Source organism: Autumnicola patrickiae (assembly GCF_031846525.1).
GTDB lineage: Bacteria > Bacteroidota > Bacteroidia > Flavobacteriales > Flavobacteriaceae > Autumnicola > Autumnicola patrickiae.
The window spans coordinates 512,631-534,564 of sequence record NZ_JAVRHM010000001.1; the positions used below are offsets into that span (position 1 = coordinate 512,631).

General features: G+C 38.5%; 19 protein-coding genes. 4 read left to right on the top strand and 15 right to left on the bottom strand.

What is annotated here, in order from left to right; all coding sequences use genetic code 11:
- Positions 1 to 21 precede the first annotated feature (21 nt).
- The 4 genes from RM549_RS02385 to RM549_RS02400 form a co-directional block, all read right to left on the bottom strand.
- The gene (locus RM549_RS02385; protein ID WP_311680322.1) at positions 22 to 882 is read right to left on the bottom strand and encodes an ABC transporter permease; all 861 of its coding nucleotides are present in this window, start codon (positions 880 to 882) and stop codon (positions 22 to 24) included.
- 79 nt (positions 883 to 961) lie between these two features.
- Positions 962 to 1,318: a four helix bundle protein gene (locus tag RM549_RS02390; protein ID WP_311680327.1), complete on the bottom strand. Its 357-nt coding sequence runs from the start codon at positions 1,316 to 1,318 to the stop codon at positions 962 to 964.
- Between the two features lie 179 nt (positions 1,319 to 1,497).
- The gene (locus tag RM549_RS02395; protein WP_311680332.1) at positions 1,498 to 3,966 is read right to left on the bottom strand and encodes a polysaccharide biosynthesis tyrosine autokinase; all 2,469 of its coding nucleotides are present in this window, start codon (positions 3,964 to 3,966) and stop codon (positions 1,498 to 1,500) included.
- A 1-nt stretch (position 3,967) separates the two neighbouring features.
- Complete coding sequence (locus tag RM549_RS02400; RefSeq protein WP_311680340.1) at positions 3,968 to 4,756, bottom strand: polysaccharide biosynthesis/export family protein; 789 nt, start codon at positions 4,754 to 4,756, stop codon at positions 3,968 to 3,970.
- A 603-nt stretch (positions 4,757 to 5,359) separates the two neighbouring features.
- Between RM549_RS02400 and RM549_RS02405 the strand changes: the two genes are divergently transcribed.
- On the top strand, positions 5,360 to 7,234 hold the full coding sequence (locus RM549_RS02405) for an ABC-F family ATP-binding cassette domain-containing protein (protein ID WP_311680346.1): 1,875 nt from the start codon (positions 5,360 to 5,362) through the stop codon (positions 7,232 to 7,234).
- A gap of 154 nt (positions 7,235 to 7,388) precedes the next feature.
- Positions 7,389 to 7,814, top strand: coding sequence for a hypothetical protein (locus tag RM549_RS02410; RefSeq protein ID WP_311680352.1), 426 nt, complete (start codon positions 7,389 to 7,391; stop codon positions 7,812 to 7,814).
- A 69-nt stretch (positions 7,815 to 7,883) separates the two neighbouring features.
- Here the strand turns inward: RM549_RS02410 and RM549_RS02415 are convergent, their stop codons facing one another.
- Positions 7,884 to 8,087: an LPXTG cell wall anchor domain-containing protein gene (locus tag RM549_RS02415; RefSeq protein ID WP_311494382.1), complete on the bottom strand. Its 204-nt coding sequence runs from the start codon at positions 8,085 to 8,087 to the stop codon at positions 7,884 to 7,886.
- A gap of 70 nt (positions 8,088 to 8,157) precedes the next feature.
- On the opposite strand from RM549_RS02415, the gene RM549_RS02420 reads away from it, so the two are divergent.
- Both RM549_RS02420 and RM549_RS02425 read left to right on the top strand, forming a co-directional pair.
- Positions 8,158 to 9,621, top strand: a complete 1,464-nt coding sequence (locus RM549_RS02420; protein WP_311680361.1) for an SDR family oxidoreductase — start codon at positions 8,158 to 8,160, stop codon at positions 9,619 to 9,621.
- Entirely contained in the window at positions 9,602 to 11,092 is a 1,491-nt protein-coding gene (locus RM549_RS02425; protein WP_311680363.1) for a BCCT family transporter, read from the top strand. Before RM549_RS02420 ends, RM549_RS02425 begins: the two co-directional genes overlap by 20 nt.
- Here the strand turns inward: RM549_RS02425 and ctlX are convergent.
- From ctlX to rpsK, 10 genes are all read right to left on the bottom strand, one after another.
- On the bottom strand, positions 11,089 to 12,015 hold the full coding sequence (gene ctlX / locus RM549_RS02430; RefSeq protein ID WP_311680365.1) for a citrulline utilization hydrolase CtlX: 927 nt from the start codon (positions 12,013 to 12,015) through the stop codon (positions 11,089 to 11,091). The genes RM549_RS02425 and ctlX overlap by 4 nt on opposite strands.
- A gap of 12 nt (positions 12,016 to 12,027) precedes the next feature.
- Complete coding sequence (locus RM549_RS02435; RefSeq protein ID WP_311680367.1) at positions 12,028 to 12,939, bottom strand: dimethylarginine dimethylaminohydrolase family protein; 912 nt, start codon at positions 12,937 to 12,939, stop codon at positions 12,028 to 12,030.
- Positions 12,940 to 13,021: 82 nt separating this feature from the next.
- Positions 13,022 to 14,305, bottom strand: a complete 1,284-nt coding sequence (locus RM549_RS02440; RefSeq protein ID WP_311680369.1) for a citrate synthase — start codon at positions 14,303 to 14,305, stop codon at positions 13,022 to 13,024.
- Between the two features lie 134 nt (positions 14,306 to 14,439).
- Entirely contained in the window at positions 14,440 to 15,981 is a 1,542-nt protein-coding gene (locus RM549_RS02445; RefSeq protein ID WP_311680371.1) for a glycogen synthase, read from the bottom strand.
- A gap of 130 nt (positions 15,982 to 16,111) precedes the next feature.
- Positions 16,112 to 17,401, bottom strand: coding sequence for a phosphopyruvate hydratase (gene eno, locus RM549_RS02450; RefSeq protein WP_311680373.1), 1,290 nt, complete (start codon positions 17,399 to 17,401; stop codon positions 16,112 to 16,114).
- Positions 17,402 to 18,035: 634 nt separating this feature from the next.
- Positions 18,036 to 19,148, bottom strand: a complete 1,113-nt coding sequence (gene carA, locus RM549_RS02455; RefSeq protein ID WP_311680374.1) for a glutamine-hydrolyzing carbamoyl-phosphate synthase small subunit — start codon at positions 19,146 to 19,148, stop codon at positions 18,036 to 18,038.
- A 120-nt stretch (positions 19,149 to 19,268) separates the two neighbouring features.
- Complete coding sequence (gene rplQ / locus RM549_RS02460; RefSeq protein ID WP_311680376.1) at positions 19,269 to 19,790, bottom strand: 50S ribosomal protein L17; 522 nt, start codon at positions 19,788 to 19,790, stop codon at positions 19,269 to 19,271.
- A gap of 40 nt (positions 19,791 to 19,830) precedes the next feature.
- Positions 19,831 to 20,823, bottom strand: coding sequence for a DNA-directed RNA polymerase subunit alpha (locus RM549_RS02465; RefSeq protein ID WP_311494394.1), 993 nt, complete (start codon positions 20,821 to 20,823; stop codon positions 19,831 to 19,833).
- Between the two features lie 20 nt (positions 20,824 to 20,843).
- Positions 20,844 to 21,449 (bottom strand): 30S ribosomal protein S4, encoded by a 606-nt coding sequence (gene rpsD / locus RM549_RS02470; protein ID WP_311498295.1) that lies wholly within the window; start codon positions 21,447 to 21,449, stop codon positions 20,844 to 20,846.
- 89 nt (positions 21,450 to 21,538) lie between these two features.
- Entirely contained in the window at positions 21,539 to 21,934 is a 396-nt protein-coding gene (rpsK, locus tag RM549_RS02475; RefSeq protein ID WP_311486054.1) for a 30S ribosomal protein S11, read from the bottom strand.

A 21,934-nucleotide genomic window follows, 5' to 3' on the forward strand; every position in this document is an offset into this window, starting at 1 on the left:
ATTAATTTGCTGAATTTGGCTTTACACCGTATCGATAAACGTCTTCTCTGTCCTATTAAAAATAATTAAACCCAGTAAAAACATAATCACCGAAATTGTAAGTGTATATAAAAATCCTGCCCAGGTAAAGGTTCCAGTGTCCAACATTATATACCTAAAACCTTCAATGATTTGCGTAAGTGGGTTGTATTTTACCAGCCAGGCCCAATCCGGCATTTTTTCAGAAACTTCACTTAAAGGATATGGCACTGCCGAAATATACATTAACAAGGTAGTTGCGAAACCTACTAAAACCGTGAGATCACGATATTTTGTGGTTAATGCGGAGATCGTCATGCCTGCCCCAAGTCCAAATAAAGCCATCATTAAAAGATATACAGGGAATAACGCAATATTAGCATTTGGACTTAGCTCGGCCCCTTGGAATAAATAATAGCAATAAAAAATGATTAGTATAATCAACTGAATTCCAAATTTAAACAAATTAGAAATCACTGTTTTTAAAGGCATTATCACTCTTGGAAAATATACTTTTCCAAAAATCCCTGCATTTGCAGTAAAAGTATTTGAAGTTCCGCTAAGGCATTGGTTAAAATAGTTCCAAGCCGTGATCCCGGTTAAATTAAAAAGAAAAGGAGGAACATTTCCGGTAGGGATATCCGCTATATTATTAAATACCAGCGTAAAAATAACTGAAGTAAAAAGAGGCTGAATAAAATACCACAACGGCCCCAGAATTGTTTGTTTATACACGGTTACAATATCCCGCTTCACAAATAATACCAACAGATCACGGTACCGCCAGATCTCCTTAAAATTAAGGTCGATCAGCTTCCGCTTTGGGGTGATTTCGTAGAGCCAGTCGTTATTTGCTTCGCTCATGTTATAGTGAGTCGTGATTAGTGAATGGTGAATAGGTAAAAAGGGTCTTCGCTTTGCTCATCTTTTTAGTGAATGGTGATTAGTGATTAGTTTTTTTCTTAAGATAATTTCTGAAGCCAATGATCAATTTTCGAACTTCGGTGATATTTTTAAATACAGTATCCCCATCAGATATAAAACCGAGTCGCAGGGCGATTTCTATCTGTGTTTCAACTTCCGCAAGTGATCCTAACGCCACATTCAGAAAATATAGTAATTCCTTATCACTGTTCCTACCAGCTCCTTCAGCTATATTTGAGGGCACAGAAACCGAAGCACGCCTGATCTGATTAGTTAATCCGTACATTTCAGAAGATGGAAATTTAGTTGAAACTTTATAAATAACTTCCACTAAATCAATGCTTTTCTTCCAAACATCCAGTTCCTTATGATCCATAACACCTAAGTGTAAGTTTATTGTTTCCTCCAAAAAAGTTTAACCTGAGAAATGACAATTATTGACAATATAAAATTTCGTACTTCCCACCTCGTAATTCGTACTTCAATTTCTCCCGCAAATGTCGCAGGTATTCGCTATTCACTACTCACCATTCACCATTCACCATTCACTAAAGATCACTCAAAATTCCTCATAAATTTCTTCCAGCTTTTCTTCATCTGGGATAGCTTGGATGGTGCTTCCCCGTAGTAGCCCTTAGCATAACGATTATAGCCGTAGCCGTAACCATAGCCGTAACCATAGCCGTAGCCATAACCGTATTTGGCGCGGTGCACGAAATGGTTCAGTACAAAACTGATATTTTTTAGTTCTCCTTTTTGATATTTTTCGTTTATGGTTTCCAGCATTCCGCGTTTAGTGTAGTCCTGCCTGATGAGGTATAAGGTGGCATCGGCATATTTTACCAGGTTGAGCGCATCGGCCACCATTCCGATAGGCGGAGAATCCAGGATGATATAGTCATATTTTTGCCGCAACTCCTCCATCAACTTATCCATTTGTTCTGTAAGCAGCAATTCTGAAGGGTTTGGAGGTACAGGTCCCGCCGTAATAACATCCAGATTTTTTATCTCACTTTTCTGAATTATCTGTTCGGAAGTAGCTTCAGAGATCAGGTAATTCACAATACCCAATTCGTTATTCAGCTTAAAATCATCAAAAATTTTCGGCTTCCTTAAATCGACCCCTACCAATACGGTTTTTTTGTCACTCATTGCAAACACCGTCGCCAGGTTCATCGCGCAGAAGGTTTTTCCTTCTCCCGAAACAGAAGAAGTCACCAGCAATGTTTTGGAACCTGTTACGCCTTGTTTTTTATACATAAACTGCAGGCTGGAACGAATTCCCCTGAAACTTTCTGCGACTGAAGATTTCGGACTACTAAAAACTGCAAGGTTACTGTCCAGCTTACTTTTCCCAATTAGCCCCAGAATAGGCACGGGGGACAGGCGTGAAACCTCCTGCGCATTAAGAATATTTGTATTCAGAAAAACCAACAGGAAAACGAAGGTTAACGGAATAACCCCGCCGACCATTACCGCCATTACATAATTAAGCTGCGTATTGGGGCCAATTTGCCCACCACCGGTATCCTTAGCTTTATCAATAACCATTACATCGCTAACATTCGCCGCTTTTACAAGTCCGGCTTCACTACGCTTCTCCAAAAAGAGATTGTAAGTCTTTTCGCTGATACTGTATTTACGCTGAATCTTCAGAAGATCCTGCTCTTCCTGCGGTAGCTTTTTAATTTCAGCTTCAAAACTGGCGATCTGCCTGTTGATATCAGACAATTCTCCGCTTAAAAGTCCGCGGGAGGAACCAATATTTTCCAGAAGAATAGATTTCACAGAATTAATCTGGCGGTCGATATCAGAAAAAACAGGAGAGCCCTCTTTTAAAGAATATTGATAATTACTACGTTCCTCTGCCAACTCCACAATTCTTCCCACTCCGCTAACGATACTGCTTTCACTGATTCCCGCTACAGAAGGTGCCGGAACGCTGGAATAATCACTCCGGGTTTCCAGGTAAGTATTAAGTGTTTCGTAATAGGCCAGTTGTCTTCTAATATCTTCTTTCCGCACATCCAGAGTGGAAAGTTTATTTGAAATTTCACTACTTTCCGCAGAAATATCGAGAATAGAATTTTTGTTTCTAAAACTATTCAGTTCATTCTCCACAACCTGCAGCTCCCGGGATTTTACAGCGAGACTACTGTCTATAAACCGAATAGTATTTGTAGCAAAAAGGTTCTTCCGCGCCAGCATATTTTCACTAAGCACGGTCACAGATCCGTTTAGGTAATCTACCAGTCTGGCTTTGTTGAACCCCGTTTGGCTTAATCGTAAAACCGAAGATCCGTTCTGGTCTGTTGCGACATTTACCGATCTGTATTTACCAACTGCGGAATCGAAATTCAGAAAACTAACGTAAAAAGGTTTTCCTGCCTGAAGTGCATGATCTGTCCGTGTAACAATTCCACTAAAAAACGGAAGATTTACAGGTTCCCCCACCCTGAAATTCTGAGAGAATTCTGAATTATTAACGGCAATAGATTTTTTCTCTTTTGTCCTGAAATTTTGTGCAGCTATATTTTCAGGCAAATCTGCTTCAATTAAAAAATTCACAGAATCCTGAAAAGTAACTGTAAAATTTGTATTCAATCCCTGGTAAGCAGTGGTATCCACCAGGATTTCAAAGGGAGCTTTTCCGTAGGCATCCACCCGCTGATATTCGCCGTCTTCCAGGTACTGCACATAAAACTGAAGCCGCTCCACCACCTCCTCATTATGGGACCTGGATCTTAAAATAGTGACTGCAGTATTTACCTTATCTGAGGTTCCTCCCCAGTTAAAAGTAAGACTGGTATTTGATGTAAAAAAAGGGTTTTGATCGTCCTTAATACTAATACTATTGTCCATCCTGTAGACAGGGAGTTTCCTTACGTTGTTGTAGTATGCAACTGCAAAACTTATCGCTACAGAAAGTAATATTAACTTCCAGTAGCTTATAACTTTTAGAACAAAACCTTTAAAATCGAAGGTTGAACCTACGTCTGATATGTGATCATCTTCATGTGCCATTCTATCTGGTAAAAATCAATACTACTGAAGTAATTAAGGTAAAAAATGTAGCTATGGTCCTGAAAGATTCCAGTCCCGTAGTACCAAATCCCAGCGCCTTTTGTGGCAGCGGATTCACAATAATAACATCGTTAGGCTGAATGTAATAATATGGGCTGGAAGTGGCTTCTATACTGGTAACATCTATCATATGAATTTCCTCACCCTGCGGATATTGTCTAACTATTTTCACTTTGGCGCGGTCTCCCACATCGGTTATTCCGCCTGCATTTGCAATTGCTTCTATGATCGTTACCTGCTCTTTGTAAATCACCTGACTACCGGAACCGATTTCCCCCAAAGTGGTATAACGGATTCCCGCAAGCTTAACGGTTACAAATAAATTTGCCTCATCCCTAAAATATCTTTCCAGCAGTTCCTTTTCTACCATTTCCCGTACTTCATCTACTGTATAACCCAAAACGTTTAGCTCACCCAAAGTTGGAACTCTAATATTTCCATGATCATCTACGGTAAACCCATCAAAATAAACGCGCTCCTCGGTAGTTGCATTTAAACTGGCTTCATCAATAGGATTAAACATCCCAACCAGCTCCTGATCCAAAGCTTTCACACGGATGCTTAAAAGATCGCCAATCTGGATTCTGTAAGGCTTCTTTAATCTTTGCACATCTATCACACTATCTACAGCATCAGGATTTTCCTGAAGGTAACTCAATTTTTTAGTAGAAATACACGACGAAAAGGAAAGTATCATCGCTAAAAGGAAAAGCAGGCCTTTAATCTTCATATTAGCATTCACAAATAATTAACAAATATAGGCTTTGTGAGCTAATAACAAAAGTATAAATTCTTTAACTTCGGAATTAACATTTTAATAGCGTGATTTGATAATTAAGTAATTAGTCTTGAAAAAAGAAGTCACAGAAGAAAAAGGGGGAAAAGAAAAATAAAAAATGAAAAGTGAAGAATTTGAATCACTTTTCGATTTTACCCTCCGAAAAAGTCAAAGCCTGAAAATGGCAATTATCGCTTTCCGAAGTGGAGAGTTTGAATGACTTTCTACTTCTTTTTTGCTCCCATATAAGTCAAAGCCCAGAAATGGCAATTTTCGATATACAGAGTCCACACGTGCCTATTATATTTGGTTCTCCGAAAAGGGCCAGATTGAGGTTTTAAGAAAAAAATTTTATCTATAGAGTCATGGTTCTTGCTTCTTGAATCCAGGTTCAGCTTTTCTTTGATCTTACTCTTTCGTTTTTTTTAAAATTTTTCACTAATTACAGACTCTTGACTAACCAATTTGCCTCTAAACCAAACTAAAAAATTAAATTATTCGTTTATTGACAGGATTTCCGACTAATCAATTTAATTTTACATCAAAATATATTACGTGAATTATCTTTCAGTTGAAAACATATCAAAATCATACGGCGAACGCCGACTTTTTGAAGGAATTTCCTTCGGAATTAATGAAGGTCAAAAAGTAGGCTTTGTCGCCAAAAACGGAACGGGAAAAACTTCCCTTCTCAACATCCTTGCAGGATTCGATTCGCCTGACGATGGCCAGGTGGTGTACCGTAAGGATATTACTACGGCATTTCTTCCGCAGGAACCAGATCTTGATCCGCATTTAACTGTAGAACAAACTATTTTTTCTTCAGAAAATGAAACCCTGCGGATTATTGAGCGCTATGAAAAGGCCCTGAAAAATCCTGAAGACGCAGATGCTTATCAAAAGGCTTTTGAAGAAATGGACGCTGCCCAGGCCTGGGATTTCGAAACTCAGTACAAGCAAATTCTTTCTAAACTAAAACTTGAAGATCTTTCGAAAGAAGTAAAATACCTTTCGGGAGGGCAAAAAAAGAGGCTTGCCCTGGCAAATATGCTCCTTCATAAACCTGATTTTATTATCATGGATGAGCCTACCAACCACCTGGATCTGGATATGATCGAGTGGCTGGAAGCTTATTTTAAGAAGGAGAATTTTACGATTTTCATGGTTACTCACGACCGTTATTTCCTGGAAAGGGTTTGCAATGAAATTGTGGAACTGGAAGACGGGCAACTTTATACCTATAAAGGAAATTACTCCTATTACCTGGACAAAAAAGAATCCAGGATAGAACAGGAACAAACGAATACCGATAAAGCCAAGCAGCTTTTCAAGAAGGAATTGGACTGGATGCGCAGGCAACCAAAAGCCCGTACCACTAAATCCAAGTCGCGGATTGATGATTTCCATGAAATAAAGGAAAAAGCCAGCAAGCGCAGGAATGATCACACTGTTCAGCTCGAAATTAACATGGAGAGGATGGGAAGTAAAATTGCGGAAATCCATAATCTTTCTAAGGAACTCGGCGGAAAACAACTTTTCAAAAATCTGGATTATAATTTTCAGCGTGGTGAGCGCCTGGGAATTATCGGAAAGAATGGTACCGGAAAATCCACTTTCTTAAATATCCTTACCGGCGAGATGGAACCAGATTCCGGTAAAGTCGTCATTGGCGATACCATCAAATTCGGATATTACACTCAGCGTGGCATAAAAATCAAACCCGGACAAAAAGTTATTGAAGTTATTCGAGAGTTCGGGGATTTTATTCCGCTAAAGAAAGGGAAACAGATTTCGGCACAACAACTGCTGGAACGCTTTCTGTTTGATCGCAAGAAGCAGTACGATTTTGTGGAGAAACTTAGTGGAGGTGAGAAAAAGCGACTTTATTTATGTACGGTCCTTATTCAGAATCCTAACTTCCTGATCCTGGATGAGCCTACAAACGACCTTGATATCGTGACTCTAAATGTACTGGAGAGTTTTCTGCTTGATTTCCCAGGCTGCGTAATTGTGGTTTCCCACGACAGGTATTTTATGGATAAGATCGTTGACCACCTTTTCGTTTTTAAAGGTGATGCTGAAGTTGAAGATTTTCCCGGAAATTATACCGACTACAGGAGTTATGAGGAAAGTGCTTCCCAGGACACCGAAACTTCTACAGAAAAAGCTGAAGCCAAACAGGATAAAAATGACTGGAAAAAGAACTCTTCAGGATCTAAACTGACGTACAACGAGCAGAAAGAATACGGCAGGCTGGAAAAAGAAATCGCAAAACTGGAAAAGAAAAAAGAAGAAATTCAGAAGGAATTCCTGAAGGATCTTAGCGGCGAAGAAGTCGACAAAACCTCATTAATATTAAAAGATGTTGAAGAAAAAATAGAGCAAAAAACCCAAAGATGGTTTGAGTTGATGGAGAAGAGCGAGATGTGAAATTAGTGGAAGGGAATAATTAATAAATAATTTTAATCAAAATCTCTTTAGGCCGGCTGTCCGATAAAAGAAGTCTGAAATTGTAAGGTTTGGGGGATTCTACCTTCTAATTAAATGCATTCCATCAGCGGAAATGCGAGTTAAATTAAAATATATGTTGCAGAATATTTCCTATAACCGTCCCGCTATCAAGGCTAAAATTGATGCTGAAGTAGGTAAAACATTTACACTCCTGGAGAGAATGCGGTTAAATGGTATAGGTTCTCCTAAGCTGCATATCACCGCCTCCAGTATTGAAATTCAAAATTTACTCATCCTGGATAACAATGCAAAAACCTGTAATATTGAAATGCGTCCCAACGGGATAATTGTCATGTTCCGCAGTATCTTAGAGACTTATGCTTTAATAATCCCATATTACAAGCTTACGCTGTACAAGGGAAAGGCTGAAGAATATTCCATATACCGGGATCATTATTACATAAAAGTTAAGGCTAATTCCCCAGCCATTCATAAATTCTTCAGAAAAGTTATTGATTATAAGGCTGATAACGCACCGTCTCAAATCGATGATCTCTAATTAACAAGCTTCTCTTTAAAACCTGCTGAAAGCATTTTTGGCGTTTGTTTAGACATTTTTCCGCTTAAATCATCGCCGTCTAAAAGCCAGTCCGCCTATAAGTGCGAGTATCCCGAAGCCTATCATTGCATAAGCCTGAGTGTTATCACCATGTGCTTCTACCTGGATTGGTCCCGCATTAATAGCAAATTCCGGAGTAATTACAGCGTAAAGACCATAGGCTATAAGTCCGATGCCTATTAGTAAAAGCACGATCTTCAGGACGTTATTCATTTTATAAAGTTTTATTAAGCATAGGTGAAAGTACTAATATATTCTTTAAATTCTATGCTAAACTACTTACATGCGAATTCTACTTACAGGTGCAAATGGTTATATAGGAATGCGCCTGCTTCCCGAACTTCTGGAGCAGGGCCATGAAGTAGTATGCGCCGTCCGAAACAAAAATCGTTTTTCTTCTTCAAGGGAACTTAGAAAACAGGTGGAAATTGTGGAAATCGATTTTTTAGAAGATAATGAACCACCGGAAAAGGTTCTAAATATTGATATTGCCTACTATCTTATTCATTCTATGTCTGGCTCCACCACAGATTTTGAAGAAAAAGAGGCTAAAGCTGCACACAACTTTAATAAAATGATGGCTGCCACTTCTGTAAACCAGGTCATTTATTTAAGCGGAATTGTTAATGAGGAGCACCTCTCCAAACATTTGGAATCCCGAAAAAAAGTTGAAGACATTCTCTACAAAGGAGATTTTAACACTACAGTTTTAAGGGCAGCTATAATTATAGGTTCAGGGAGTTCCTCTTTTGAAATCTTAAGGGATCTTTGTGAAAAGTTACCGGTCATGATCACTCCGCAATGGGTGAGAACAAAGTGCCAGCCATTGGCAATTAGAGATGTGATCAAATTTCTTACAGGAGTGATTGGCAGGGAAGAATGTTATAATGAATCTTTTGATGTGGGCGGTCCGGACATCCTAAGCTATCAGGAGATGATGGAGCAATATGCAAAAGTGCGCGGATTAAAAATCTGGATATGGAGTGTACCTGTAATGTCACCAAAACTGTCTTCTTACTGGTTGTACTTTATTACCTCTACCTCTTACAAACTAGCGCAAAACCTGGTGGACAGCATGAAAATTGAAGTGGTTACCAAAGATAAGCGACTTCAGGAACTACTGGATATTGAACCTTTACATTATACTGAAGCCATAGAACTTGCTTTTTACAAAATCGAACAAAACCAGGTGATTTCCAGCTGGAAGGATTCCCTGAGCAGCGGACGTTTTAAGAAGGAACTTAATAAATACGTACAGGTACCTAAATACGGTTGTTTAAAAGACGAACAATCTGTAAAAGTTGATCATCCTGAAGAAGTCCTGGGCAGGATCTGGTCTATAGGCGGACTTAAAGGATGGTACTACGGAAACCAGCTTTGGAAATTCCGTGGTTACGTAGATAAATTATTTGGTGGCGTGGGCCTTCGCAGAGGTAGAACCCATCCCACAATGATCGCCAGCGGAGATTCATTGGATTTCTGGCGCGTTTTACTTGCAGACCGGGAAGAAAAACGGCTTCTGTTGTTTGCTGAAATGAAAGTTCCCGGGGAAGCATGGCTGGAATTTAAAATTGATGAAGAGAACATTCTCCATCAAACGGCCACCTTCCGGCCAAAAGGAATTTGGGGAAGACTCTACTGGTATTCTATGTATCCATTTCATTATTTTATCTTTGAAGGAATGCTGAACAGAATAGCCAAAGGAGAACCTCAAAATCAAAGAAGCATTGAACAACTTCAGGAATAAATTTAAAGAGAATCCGCTTTTTTATCTTTCCACCGGTATTCTTCTTATTTTTTCTCTTTTCATTTTCTTCTTTACGGAATTATTCTATGAAGTTATAGAAAGTGGTTCCATTTGGGTAAGGGAAATCTTTGGAGGATTTTATTTATGGCTCGGTCTTATTTGCGTGGTTTTTTTGCTCTTTATAGCATTCTCCAAATTCGGAAACATACGTTTGGGAAAATCCCCTCCGGAATTCGACAGGCTCTCCTGGATTGCAATGCTTTACAGTGCAGGAATGGGCGCAGGAGTACTTTTGCGAGCCGTCCAGGAACCGGTTTATATGTATCTGAATCCGCCACTTTCCACTTCTTCTTCCAATGAAGTTATTGCGCTGGAATACACGTTTTATCAATGGGGCTTTACCGCCTGGGCATTTTATGGCGTTTTTGCCATTGTTATTGGTTCCTCAATTTTTGTAGAAAAAGCAGATGTACGGCTAAGCTCGGGATTAACTAATAGTCGAAAATTGCCATTTTTGGCACTGCCCATAGATCTGCTTACCATTCTTACCACCGTCTTTGGTTTGGTGGCAGCGATTGCGTTAGGAACCACACAAATTGAAGGTGGATTAAGTCATTTATTGCAAAAACCTGCCGGAGAACTTGCTCCTGTTATAGGAATCGTGTTTCTCGTTTGTCTGCTTGCATTCTTTTCTGCCTGGGCAGGTGTACAAAAGGGAATCAGGAGAATTTCAAACCTGAATATCTACACCACGGTTCTCCTTATGCTGTTCGTCCTACTTTCTGGTGATCTTTCGGCGATTTTCAACAACTTTTTCCAGTCGCTTTACCACTATGTGGTAGATTTTATCCCGTTGAGCCTTGCTTTGGGTAATTATGATCCCGGAAAACAGTTCCTAACCGACTGGACGTATTACTACTGGGCATTTTGGCTGGCGTGGGCACCATTTACGGGAATCTTTATCGCCCGGATTTCCAAAGGTCGCAGTCTACGGGAGATGATAATTGCCATTTTACTGGTGCCATCTTTAGGAAGCTTTTTCTGGTTTAGCGTGTTTGGAACTTCAGCATTTGATATTATAGAAGGAATGACTATTTACAATGATGAATTCAGTAATGTTTTCACATCGATGTTCGTCTTTTTTGAAAATTTGCCGTTTTCGGGAATCTCTAGTCTGGTCGTTATTCTACTGCTTATCAGCTTCCTGGTCACTTCGGTAGATTCGGCAATATTTGTGCTGAGTATGTTTAGTGATAAAGGAAAGGAAGAGCCAAAAAAGAAATTGCGACTGGTTTGGGCAATCCTTATCCTTGTTTTTTCTGAAGCTATTATTCTGTTGGGAAATATTAAACCCGAAAGTGACGTACTAACAGCCATGCAGAAGTTTTTAATCATCAGTTCCCTCCCGTTTGCCATTTTTACGGCAGGAATGCTCATTCTTTTTCTGAAGAAACTATTACAGAAAAATTAATCCTTCGGAAGAAAAACTTCGGCCATCATACAACGCGCGCTACCGCCGCCACAGGTTTCAATCATATTTAAATCACTGCTCAAAATTTCACAATGCTTCTCGATTTTCGCAATCTGATCTTTTGTCAAACTCCCGTGGGCCTTTGCACTCATTACAAGGTATTTTTTATCAAAAGCTCCCTGCACCTGCAGCATATTACCGGCAAATTCGTGCATCTGTGCTTCAGAAATTGCAATTATCTCCTTGCCGTCCTGCTTCAGGTGTTTAAGAACATTTTTTCGTTCCTTCGCATCATCTATTGCATCCAGGCAAATCACTGTAAATTCTTCAGCTAAACACATCATCACATTGGTGTGATAAATGGGCTTTCTTTTACCGCCCACGCTCTGGTTTGCTGTAAAAATTACCGGAGTAAATTCAAAATCCTCACAAAATTCAATAAGCAATTCTTCATCTGCGCGGGGAGAAATTGCGCAATAGGCTTTTTGGTTTATCCTGTCTAAAAGCATGCTTCCCGTACCCTCAAGAAATATATCATCTTCTTCGGCTGAAGTATAATCAACGATATTGTTGATTTTAAAGCCTGCTTCTTCAAGACGGGCAAAATATTCCATGCGGCGCTCCTTGCGGCGGTTTGGTGCAAACATGGGATAAAGCGCGATACTTCCGTTTTCATGAAAAGAAACCCAGTTATTCGGAAAAATAGAATCTGGCGTATCCTCTTCAATTACATCGTCTACAACAATTGTTTTAACGCCAACAGCATTTAGTTTCTTTACAAAATCATCAAACTCCTGCTGAGCCTGCTTGTTAACATCTGCATTTTTTATATCCTCCTGAAAATAGTTATTTACGGCTGTTTGTTCATTCATCCTGAATGCTACAGGCCTTACCATTAAGAGCGTATCTGTTATCTGCTTCATAATTGTCAAATTTTAGTCCCTTATCAGGGGTAATGTAGAACAGCGCAATAATCCTTCCTGTTTAGAAATTTCAGCATAAGGAACTTCTTCTACGGCAATGTTGTTCTCCTTTAACCAGTTGTTAAGCCTGCTGAAATTTCTTTCTGAAATCACTACATCTTCAGAAATAGAGAAAACATTGGAATACATGTGGTACATCTCATCCCGCGTAATCTCGAAGATGTTTTTGCTTCCGAAGAGGTTTACCAGCCATCTGTATTCTTTTTCATCCAGGAATCCACCTTTATAGATAATGGCTTTATCCTTCCCTACCTGCTGAAAGCAACAGTCAAGATGCAAAGCATTATCCCTGGCTTCTGTATTTGATTTTTTCAGGTTAAACGGAACCACCTTTTTCTTCGGAAAAATCTCCCGAAGCGCATCTACCGCGTATTTGTTTGTTCTTGCAGTGATATAATTTTTATAATCCTCTCCGGTATACGTCCCCACAAGAATGTAATCCCCAAAAGGCATAACGTCTCCCCCTTCTATATGTGCATTTTCCGGTAGTTCGATAATTTTTTCTGATGGGATCTGGCTCATTATATGACTAATGGCTTCAATTTCCTGCTCCCTGTCTGGCAAGATATTGGCAGTTATAAATTTGTCCTCAATAACAAAAGCGATATCGCGGGCAAAAATCTGATTGTAATTCTCAATCACCTTAGGTCTGTAGACTTCAACATCGTGTTTCTTTAGAACAGCAGCAACAGATTCTATCTCGTTGATCATATCCTCTTCTTTAGGATACGTTCCCGCTTTTATATGTTCAATAGACTTAGGATCGTAAGCTTTAGAGACTTCTGGAATACCGCCTGTACTTTCTGCCGTCCCCAAAACAACCGCCCTTAAACGGCCTGTTTCATTATTGATATTTAGGTGCATCGTGCAATTTTTTGCAAATATAAAAAAAGCTTCATGCAGAGATGAAGCTTTTCTAAGAAATTAATAATATGAGAGCTGTGAATTATCTATTATCCACACTTTTAAATTCTCTATGGCCTTCGCCAATGTATATTTGACGTGGACGCCCAATTGGCTCCTTCATCAATCTCATTTCTCTCCATTGTGCAATCCATCCCGGTAGACGTCCCAGCGCAAACATTACTGTGAACATCTCTACAGGGATTCCCAATGCACGATAGATGATTCCAGAATAGAAATCTACGTTAGGATATAATTTTCTTTTTACGAAATAATCATCTTCCAGAGCTTCTTTTTCAAGACCTTTAGCAATTTCCAGTACAGGATCGTCAATTCCTAATTGTCCCAAAACTTCGTCTGCAGATTTCTTGATGATTTTAGCACGTGGATCGAAGTTTTTGTAAACTCTATGCCCAAAGCCCATTAATCGGAAAGGATCTTCTTTATCCTTAGCTTTAGCCATAAATTTTTTAGTATCCCCTCCATCTTCTTTAATTTTCTCCAGCATTTCAATAACTGCTTGGTTAGCACCTCCATGTAAAGGTCCCCAAAGTGCAGAAATACCTGCTGAAATTGAAGCAAATAGTCCGGCGTGAGAAGATCCAACCATTCTTACTGTTGAAGTAGAACAGTTTTGTTCATGATCTGCATGAAGAATTAAAAGTTTATCCAGAGCATCTATAACAGCTTTATCTACGTTATATTTTTTACCTGGCTTCTCGAACATCATTTTATGCAAATTCTCTACGTATCCAAGAGAGTCATCGCCATAATTAAGAGGATCGCTCTTTTTCTTTCTAAGTGTCCATGCCGCCAATACAGGGAATTTTCCAAGGATTTTCACTATTGCCCTGTACATATCTGCTTCTGAAGAAACATCTACAGAAGACGGGTTAAAAGCAATTAAAGCACTGGTAAGAGAAGAAAGTACACCCATTGGATGTGCAGATTTTGGAAAACCATCCAAAATCTTCTTCATTTCCTCATCTACTTCAGATTCTTCTTTAATATCTGAATAGAATTTGTCAAGCTGTTCCTTGGTTGGAAGCTCACCAAAAATCAACAAGTAAGCTACTTCAAGAAAATCTGCTTTTTCTGCAAGATCTTCAATAGCATATCCCCGGTATCTTAAAATACCTTTTTCCCCATCCAGGAAGGTAATTGCACTTTCGCAACTTCCGGTATTTTTATAACCGCGGTCCAGAGTAATAATACCAGCTTGAGCACGCAGCGTTTTTATATCTACTCCTATTTCATCTTCGGTGCCTTTGACGACCGGAAATTCATATTTTTTTCCTTGATATTCTAATGACGCTTTATCTGACATGTTGATTGTTTCTAATTAGACTTACTATAGTTGCGAAATTAAGAAAAATTAACAAGTATATCAATCGATATTTCGTCTTTAAGGTATAATTAACAGGGGGTGTAGGCGGTTTCACCGCATTATTTTTTTATTCTTCAGAAATTTAGAGAGTACAGGTATTTATAGTAATCGTCTACCGATTTTTTCCAGGTAAATTTTTGTTTTTTAGCATTAGCTGATATTTTTTTCCATTCTTTTTTATCTCTGAAAAAAAGATCTACGGTTTCAGAAAATACTTTTACAAAATCCTCTATCTTTTCCTCGAGAGTATTCCCTGTAAAACTGAAGCCGGTTTTCCCGTGGATCACTGTATCTTTTAACCCTCCCGTATGATGTACCAGACAAGGTTGACCATTCCTCATAGCCAACATTTGGCTAATACCACAGGGTTCAAAAAGACTCGGCATCAGATAAAGATCAGATTCCTGGTACAGCATATCGATAATACTCTCTGATTGTGCATTAATAAAAATAAAGTTTTTATGCTCATAACTGGCGGCCCTAAAAATAGTTTCATATTCTGGTGCACCGGTACCCAAAAGAATAAAAACTCCGTTGTTTTCATTCAGTTTTTCCATAAGTCTCGGCAGAAGATTGGGATCATCTTTAAAAAAATAAAATTTCTGCTCCGTAAGACGTGCGATACTTGCGCAAATAAAATCTGGTTGATCTTCCTGATACCTGGTAAGCTTCTCTCCCGTATGCGCCAGGTAATGCGCTTTGTAATCTTTTTTTTCTTCCTGCAGCCATCTAAATAACCTCCTGATACATTGCCGGAATAAAATTCCTTTCTCTACTTTATTAATATTGGAATAGTTGGATCCGTTTAAGATTCCAAATAGTCGGCCTTCTTTATCGGCCTGTTTCAGTTCTTCTTCCAAACCTTCCCCTCCAATAAACTCCGGTGGTGCGCTGGGCTTAAGAATGTCTTCTTTATAAGAAGGTGATACGGTATGTACAGCATCGGCAAAACGTATTCCTATAGCCATTAAATTTATACAGTCGCGAAACCTGTGATCCTGCAGTTCTTCATAATTAAGATTCAATTCGGGAAACCAGCTTTCAACAGAAGAATAACTTCCTGAGAATGGACGTATTCCCTGAATAGCGAGATTATGGATTGTATATACAAACCTAATCTCTTTTAGCTCTTGATAAGCAGGATGAAATTTCCTCAAAAATAAAACAAGGCTGGCATGCCAGTCATGGAGGTGCACGACATCCAGTTTACCAAAAGCTCCGCTCTTTATAGCTTCGGCTACTGCTGTACAAAAAATAAAAAATTTTATGGCGTCGGTGAAAAAAGGTTCAGTAAGGTCGTTGTGATAGATATGCGCAATATCCCCCGCTTTTATCTCGGGATGATGAATTAGGTAATGGGAAACATTTGCATATTCTTTTTTAGGATTTACCTCGTATAGCTCTGCCGTATAAGTTTCCCTTCTCAGTTGAAAAGTCAGATTAGCTTTAAAGGTTGCGTTTTGGTGTAGACGTGAATAAGATGGTGTTATTACATGAGCACCATCCCCTCTTTCTGAAATCTGCCGTGGCACATCGCGAACGACATCTCCCATTCCACCTGCCTTGCAGGAGGCAATACCATCATTTTCTGCAGCCACAAAAAGAAAATTATTCATAAAAGATCACAAGTTAGTTAGAACTATAAGTTAATTATTTATTTACAAAAATTCCGCTAATGAATTGATAAATATCACAAAAAAACCCCTCATTAAATGAGGGGTTTTGAATAATTTATGATACAAAAAACTATTTTAATTTAAATGCTTTTTCAGCAGGATAATAAGCCATATCCCCAAGCTCTTCTTCTATTCTAATTAACTGATTATATTTTGCCATACGATCACTACGTGAAGCTGATCCAGTTTTAATCTGACCTGTATTTAAAGCCACAGCAAGATCTGCAATCGTATTATCTTCAGTTTCACCGGAACGGTGAGACATTACAGAAGTATAACCTGCATTATGAGCCATATTCACAGCCGAAATAGTTTCGGTTAAAGTACCAATCTGGTTCACTTTAATAAGAATGGAGTTGGCGATTTTTTCGTTAATTCCGCGGGATAATCTTTCTACATTGGTTACAAACAAGTCGTCTCCTACAAGCTGTACTTTATCTCCAATCTTTTCAGTTAAAGCTTTCCAGCCTTCCCAGTCGTTCTCATCCATTCCATCTTCAATAGAAATGATTGGATATTTTGAAGAAAGTTCAGCAAGATAGTCTGCCTGTTCCTGGCTGCTTCTTATTTTTCCTGAATCTCCTTCAAATTTCTTATAATCATATTTTCCGTTCTCATAGAATTCAGCAGCGGCACAATCCAGGGCGATCATAACATCATCACCACCTTTGTAACCTGCATTTTCTATAGCTTTAAGAATAGTATCCAAAGCATCTTCTGTTCCGTCTAAAGTCGGCGCAAAACCACCTTCGTCACCTACAGCAGTACTTAAGCCTCTATCGTGAAGAACTTTTTTAAGGTTATGAAAAATTTCTGTACCCATTTTTAAAGCATGAGAGAAATCTTTAGCCTTTACCGGCATTACCATAAATTCCTGAAATGCGATTGGAGCATCACTATGTGAACCACCGTTGATAATGTTCATCATCGGCACAGGAAGCGTGTTTGCGCTCACTCCACCCACGTAACGATATAAAGGAAGTCCCAGCTCGTTCGCTGCAGCCTTAGCTACGGCAAGAGAAACTCCAAGAATAGCATTGGCTCCAAGCTGAGATTTATTTGGTGTACCATCTAAATCGATCATTGCCTGGTCGATCTGGTTTTGTTGAAAAACCGAGTATCCCAATAATTTTTCTGAAATAGTTTTATTTACATTCTCTACTGCCTTGGTTACTCCTTTTCCCATAAAATCACTTCCACCATCACGAAGCTCTACAGCCTCATGTTCACCTGTTGAAGCACCTGAAGGTACAGCAGCCCTTCCTAAAATTCCATTTTCTGTAATTACATCCACCTCTACTGTAGGATTTCCCCTAGAGTCAAAAATCTGACGTGCATGAATATCTACTATAACACTCATAGTCTGTTTTAATTAGTTAATTGATTAATGTGCAATATACAAAGAAGCCCCAAAAATTGCGAGGAATAGGCTTAGTTTTAAGGCTTTTATAAGAGAAAATCCACTAAATCGTTTTCTTAAGCCTCTTTAAATTAATTTTACAAGATAGAGATGCGGTTTTTTGAAACTTTTAATTCTGAAGTTGCATTTCTTGTAATTAATCAAGAAAATTATCAAAATGAGTCGGGTGAGGCTGAAAAAGTCATTATCACAAGTCGAAAATTGTCATTTTAGACTGAAGCTTTCAGATTAACCTGAAAAACTAGATCTGAAATTGGCTTTGCAGAGGAAAATCAGATCAAAACCCACGATTCTGAGGCAGAATTGCTTCAATTTCGGATATTTTTTGCCTGTTTCCACTCCAGAGAAGGTAAATTTAGGAATGGACTGTTATTCCGGAAGGAGAAAATGCTTTTTAGCCGTCACTTAGAGATGAAAGCGAAAAAAAGAGAGGGGCTAAAAATGACAATTATCGGCCTCACAGTACCTAAAAGTTCAGATATTGGAACGGAAGTAAAATCTTTTGATATCGATAAAAAACAAAGCCCGAAAAATTAAATTTTCGAGCTTTTAATAATATGAAATATATTTTTAACTACGCATTGACAGGCTGGAGCCTATCAAGAAACTCATCAAAGAGATAATGCGCATCATTTGGCCCCGGACTGGCTTCCGGATGATATTGAACTGAAAAACAGTTCTTATTCTTCATCTTTATTCCGGCAACAGTATGATCATTTAAGTGTGTATGGGTAACTTCCACATCGGGATGATTTTCTGCTTCTTCTTTATTGACAGAAAATCCGTGGTTTTGAGAAGTCATTTCCCCTTTTCCAGTCTGTAGGTTAAGGATCGGGTGATTTATACCTCTGTGACCGTGGTGCATTTTATAAGTGCCTATTCCGTTTGCAAGTGCAATGATCTGGTGGCCAAGACAGATACCCATAAGTGGCTTATCATCTTCCATAATATCTTTTGCCACTTGTATAGCGCTTTCCAGTGGTGCGGGATCACCAGGACCATTGGAGAGCAAATAACCATCTGCTTCCCATTCTTTCATTTCACTGTAACTGGTGTCGTATGGAAATACTTTACAGTAAACATCACGATTGGCCAGGTGCTTTAGAATACTCCTTTTCACTCCCACATCCAATACGGCTACTTTATGTTTAGCATCTTTATTTCCGAAGAAATATGGCTCTTTTGTGGAAACTTTCGAAGCCAACTCCAGACCATTCATGTCCGGAACATCAGCAAGTTGTTTTTTAAGTCCTTCAATATTATCAACATCGGAAGAAATAATGGCATTCATTGCACCGTTTTTTCGGATATAAGTTACCAGTGCACGGGTATCTACATCAGAAATAGCGAAAAGGTCACTTTTCTTCAGAAAATCCTGAAGGGACATATCTGCTGCCGGTCTTGAGTGAAAATAGCTAAAGTTTTTACAAATCAGTCCGGAAATTTGGGCTGTATCTGCTTCTTCTTCATTTTCATTGGTTCCATAATTCCCAATATGCCCATTTGTGGTCACCATAATTTGTCCGAAATAAGAAGGATCTGTAAATATTTCCTGATAACCAGTCATTCCTGTATTGAAACAGACTTCCCCAAAGGCAGTACCTCCTTTGTCTCCAACCAATTTTCCATGAAAAATTGTACCATCTGCCAGTAATACAATTGCTTTTTTCTTAGTTTGATATTTCATAGGTAAAAATAAACTTCAGTTAATTTCGCTTTAGTACTTTTTATTTGATCAATGTATATAAAAAAAGGATAAACTCACAGAGCCTATCCTTTTTTCTAATTTATGATTTAAAAGAATCATCTATTCTTCTTTTTTATCTTCTTTGTTTTCTGAAGTAGTTTCTTCAGATTTAGTTTCTTCAGATTTAGTTTCTGCCTGAGGAGCCGGTGTATCTGTAGTAGATTTTTTCTTACCTGCTCTACGAGTAGATTTTTTCTTCTCTGGTTTTTCAAGATTATAAGTTTCATTATAATCTACCAGTTCGATCATTGCCATATCGGCATTATCCCCCAATCTGTTCCCAAGTTTAATCACCCTTGTGTATCCACCCGGACGATCTCCAACTTTAGGAGCAACTTCCCGAAACAATTCACTTACTGAATCCTTATCACGAAGTTTACTAAAAACCAACCTTCTGTTATGAGTAGTGTCTTCTTTAGATTTAGTTACTAAAGGCTCAACAAATACTCTTAAAGCTTTGGCTTTGGCAACAGTGGTATTAATGCGTTTGTGTTCAATTAGGGAACATGCCATATTCGCCAACATAGACTTGCGATGCGCAGTTTTTCTTCCTAAATGATTTATTTTCTTTCCGTGTCTCATTACTATTCTCTTTTAGATCTAGAATTCATTAAAGAATGAACTAGTCTTTATCTAATTTATATTTTGAAAGGTCCATACCAAAGTTCAATCCTTTGTTATTAACAAGCTCTTCAAGTTCTGTCAAAGACTTCTTACCGAAGTTTCTGAATTTCATAAGATCATTCTTGTTATAAGACACGAGGTCTCCAAGGGTATCAACTTCAGCCGCTTTTAAACAATTCAATGCTCTTACTGAAAGGTCCATATCAACCAATTTGGTTTTCAATAATTGTCTCATGTGAAGGGATTCTTCATCATAAGTTTCAGTTTGAGCAATTTCATCAGCTTCAAGAGTTATGCGCTCGTCAGAGAACAACATGAAGTGGTGAATTAAAGTCTTGGCAGCCTCTGTTAAAGCATCTTTAGGATGAATAGAACCATCGCTTATGATTTCAAAAACCAACTTCTCATAGTCAGTTTTTTGCTCTACACGATAGTTTTCGATACTATACTTTACATTCTTTATTGGTGTGTAAATAGAGTCTGTAAAAATAGTTCCCAATGGTGCATTGGACTTTTTATTTTCTTCAGCCGGAACGTAACCTCTACCTTTTTCAATAGTGATTTCCATATTCACGTTCACCTTTTTATCAAGATGACACACAACAAGATCTGGGTTTAAAACCTGAAATCCTGAGATGAATTTCTGAAAATGACCTGCAGTAAGTTGATCCTCTCCGGAAACAGAAATTGTAACGGCTTCGTTATCTATTTCATCAATTTGCCTCTTGAACCTAACTTGCTTCAGGTTCAGTATAATTTCTGTTACATCTTCAACCACTCCCGGAATAGTAGAAAATTCGTGCTCTACTCCTTCAATTCTAACTGAAGTAATCGCGAATCCTTCTAATGAAGATAACAGCACTCTTCTTAAAGCGTTACCAACGGTCAATCCATATCCTGGTTCCAAAGGGCGAAACTCAAATTTCCCTTCGAAATCGGTGGAATCAATCATTATAACTTTATCGGGCTTCTGAAAATTTAGTATTGCCATATTACGACTTCTGTGAATTATTACTTCGAATATAATTCGACGATGAATTGTTCATTTATATTTTCCGGAATCTGAACCCTTCCAGGTACAGAAACGAAAGTTCCTTCTTTTGTCTCATTATTCCAGGTAATCCATTCGTAAACACTGCTAGAATTAGCAAGTGAATCCTGAATTGCCTGCAAAGATTTAGACTTTTCTCTTACTCCAACAACATCTCCAGCTTTTAACTGATAAGAAGGAATATTTACTTGTTCCCCATTTACGGTAATATGCCTGTGGGAAACTAATTGTCTGGCTCCTCTCCTGGATGGAGATATCCCCATTCTGTATACCACGTTATCTAAACGTGACTCACATAATTGTAAAAGCACCTCACCGGTAATTCCAGTTGATCTTGTTGCTTTTTCAAACATGTTTCTAAATTGACGCTCAAGAATACCATAAGTATATTTCGCTTTTTGTTTCTCCATTAACTGGATAGCGTACTCAGATTTCTTTCCACGACGACGGTTGTTCCCGTGCTGTCCCGGAGGATAATTTCTTTTTTCAAAAGATTTATCGTCTCCGAAAATAGCTTCACCGAATTTACGGGCTATTTTAGTCTTTGGACCAGTATATCTTGCCATTAAATTTTAATTTATTAGAAAGGGATTATGAATTAAGGTCACTGTCCTTCGATAATCGTAATATCCTTTCCTATTATTATACTTATTAATTAAACTCTACGTCTTTTTGGAGGACGACATCCATTGTGCGGAAGTGGTGTAACATCAATAATTTCAGTTACTTCAATACCACTGTTATGAAGAGAACGAATAGCAGATTCCCTACCATTCCCAGGTCCTTTCACATAAACTTTTACTTTACGCAAACCTGCTTCGTGAGCTACTTTAGAAGCATCTTCTGCTGCTAATTGAGCCGCATAAGGAGTATTCTTTTTAGAACCTCTAAAGCCCATTTTTCCAGCTGAAGACCAGGAAACAACGTCACCCTTTTTATTTGTTAAAGAGATAATGATGTTATTAAAAGAAGCAGTAACATGCGCCTCTCCATTAGCCTCAACAATAACTTTGCGTTTCTTCTGAACAGCCTTTTTTGTTGCCTTTGCCAT

What these genes read in the sequence shown, in the direction of transcription:
- RM549_RS02420 (WP_311680361.1), top strand. Translation starts at nt 8,158, where the DNA reads ATGCGAATTCTACTTACAGGTGCAAATGGTTATATAGGAATGCGCCTG.
- rpsK (WP_311486054.1), bottom strand. Translation starts at nt 21,934, where the DNA reads ATGGCAAAGGCAACAAAAAAGGCTGTTCAGAAGAAACGCAAAGTTATT.
- RM549_RS02385 (WP_311680322.1), bottom strand. Translation starts at nt 882, where the DNA reads ATGAGCGAAGCAAATAACGACTGGCTCTACGAAATCACCCCAAAGCGG.
- ctlX (WP_311680365.1), bottom strand. Translation starts at nt 12,015, where the DNA reads ATGAAGCAGATAACAGATACGCTCTTAATGGTAAGGCCTGTAGCATTC.
- RM549_RS02435 (WP_311680367.1), bottom strand. Translation starts at nt 12,939, where the DNA reads ATGCACCTAAATATCAATAATGAAACAGGCCGTTTAAGGGCGGTTGTT.
- rpsD (WP_311498295.1), bottom strand. Translation starts at nt 21,449, where the DNA reads ATGGCAAGATATACTGGTCCAAAGACTAAAATAGCCCGTAAATTCGGT.
- carA (WP_311680374.1), bottom strand. Translation starts at nt 19,148, where the DNA reads ATGAAATATCAAACTAAGAAAAAAGCAATTGTATTACTGGCAGATGGT.
- RM549_RS02440 (WP_311680369.1), bottom strand. Translation starts at nt 14,305, where the DNA reads ATGTCAGATAAAGCGTCATTAGAATATCAAGGAAAAAAATATGAATTT.
- RM549_RS02400 (WP_311680340.1), bottom strand. Translation starts at nt 4,756, where the DNA reads ATGAAGATTAAAGGCCTGCTTTTCCTTTTAGCGATGATACTTTCCTTT.
- RM549_RS02395 (WP_311680332.1), bottom strand. Translation starts at nt 3,966, where the DNA reads ATGGCACATGAAGATGATCACATATCAGACGTAGGTTCAACCTTCGAT.
- eno (WP_311680373.1), bottom strand. Translation starts at nt 17,401, where the DNA reads ATGAGTGTTATAGTAGATATTCATGCACGTCAGATTTTTGACTCTAGG.
- RM549_RS02465 (WP_311494394.1), bottom strand. Translation starts at nt 20,823, where the DNA reads ATGGCAATACTAAATTTTCAGAAGCCCGATAAAGTTATAATGATTGAT.
- RM549_RS02390 (WP_311680327.1), bottom strand. Translation starts at nt 1,318, where the DNA reads ATGGATCATAAGGAACTGGATGTTTGGAAGAAAAGCATTGATTTAGTG.
- RM549_RS02445 (WP_311680371.1), bottom strand. Translation starts at nt 15,981, where the DNA reads ATGAATAATTTTCTTTTTGTGGCTGCAGAAAATGATGGTATTGCCTCC.
- rplQ (WP_311680376.1), bottom strand. Translation starts at nt 19,790, where the DNA reads ATGAGACACGGAAAGAAAATAAATCATTTAGGAAGAAAAACTGCGCAT.
- RM549_RS02415 (WP_311494382.1), bottom strand. Translation starts at nt 8,087, where the DNA reads ATGAATAACGTCCTGAAGATCGTGCTTTTACTAATAGGCATCGGACTT.
- RM549_RS02410 (WP_311680352.1), top strand. Translation starts at nt 7,389, where the DNA reads ATGTTGCAGAATATTTCCTATAACCGTCCCGCTATCAAGGCTAAAATT.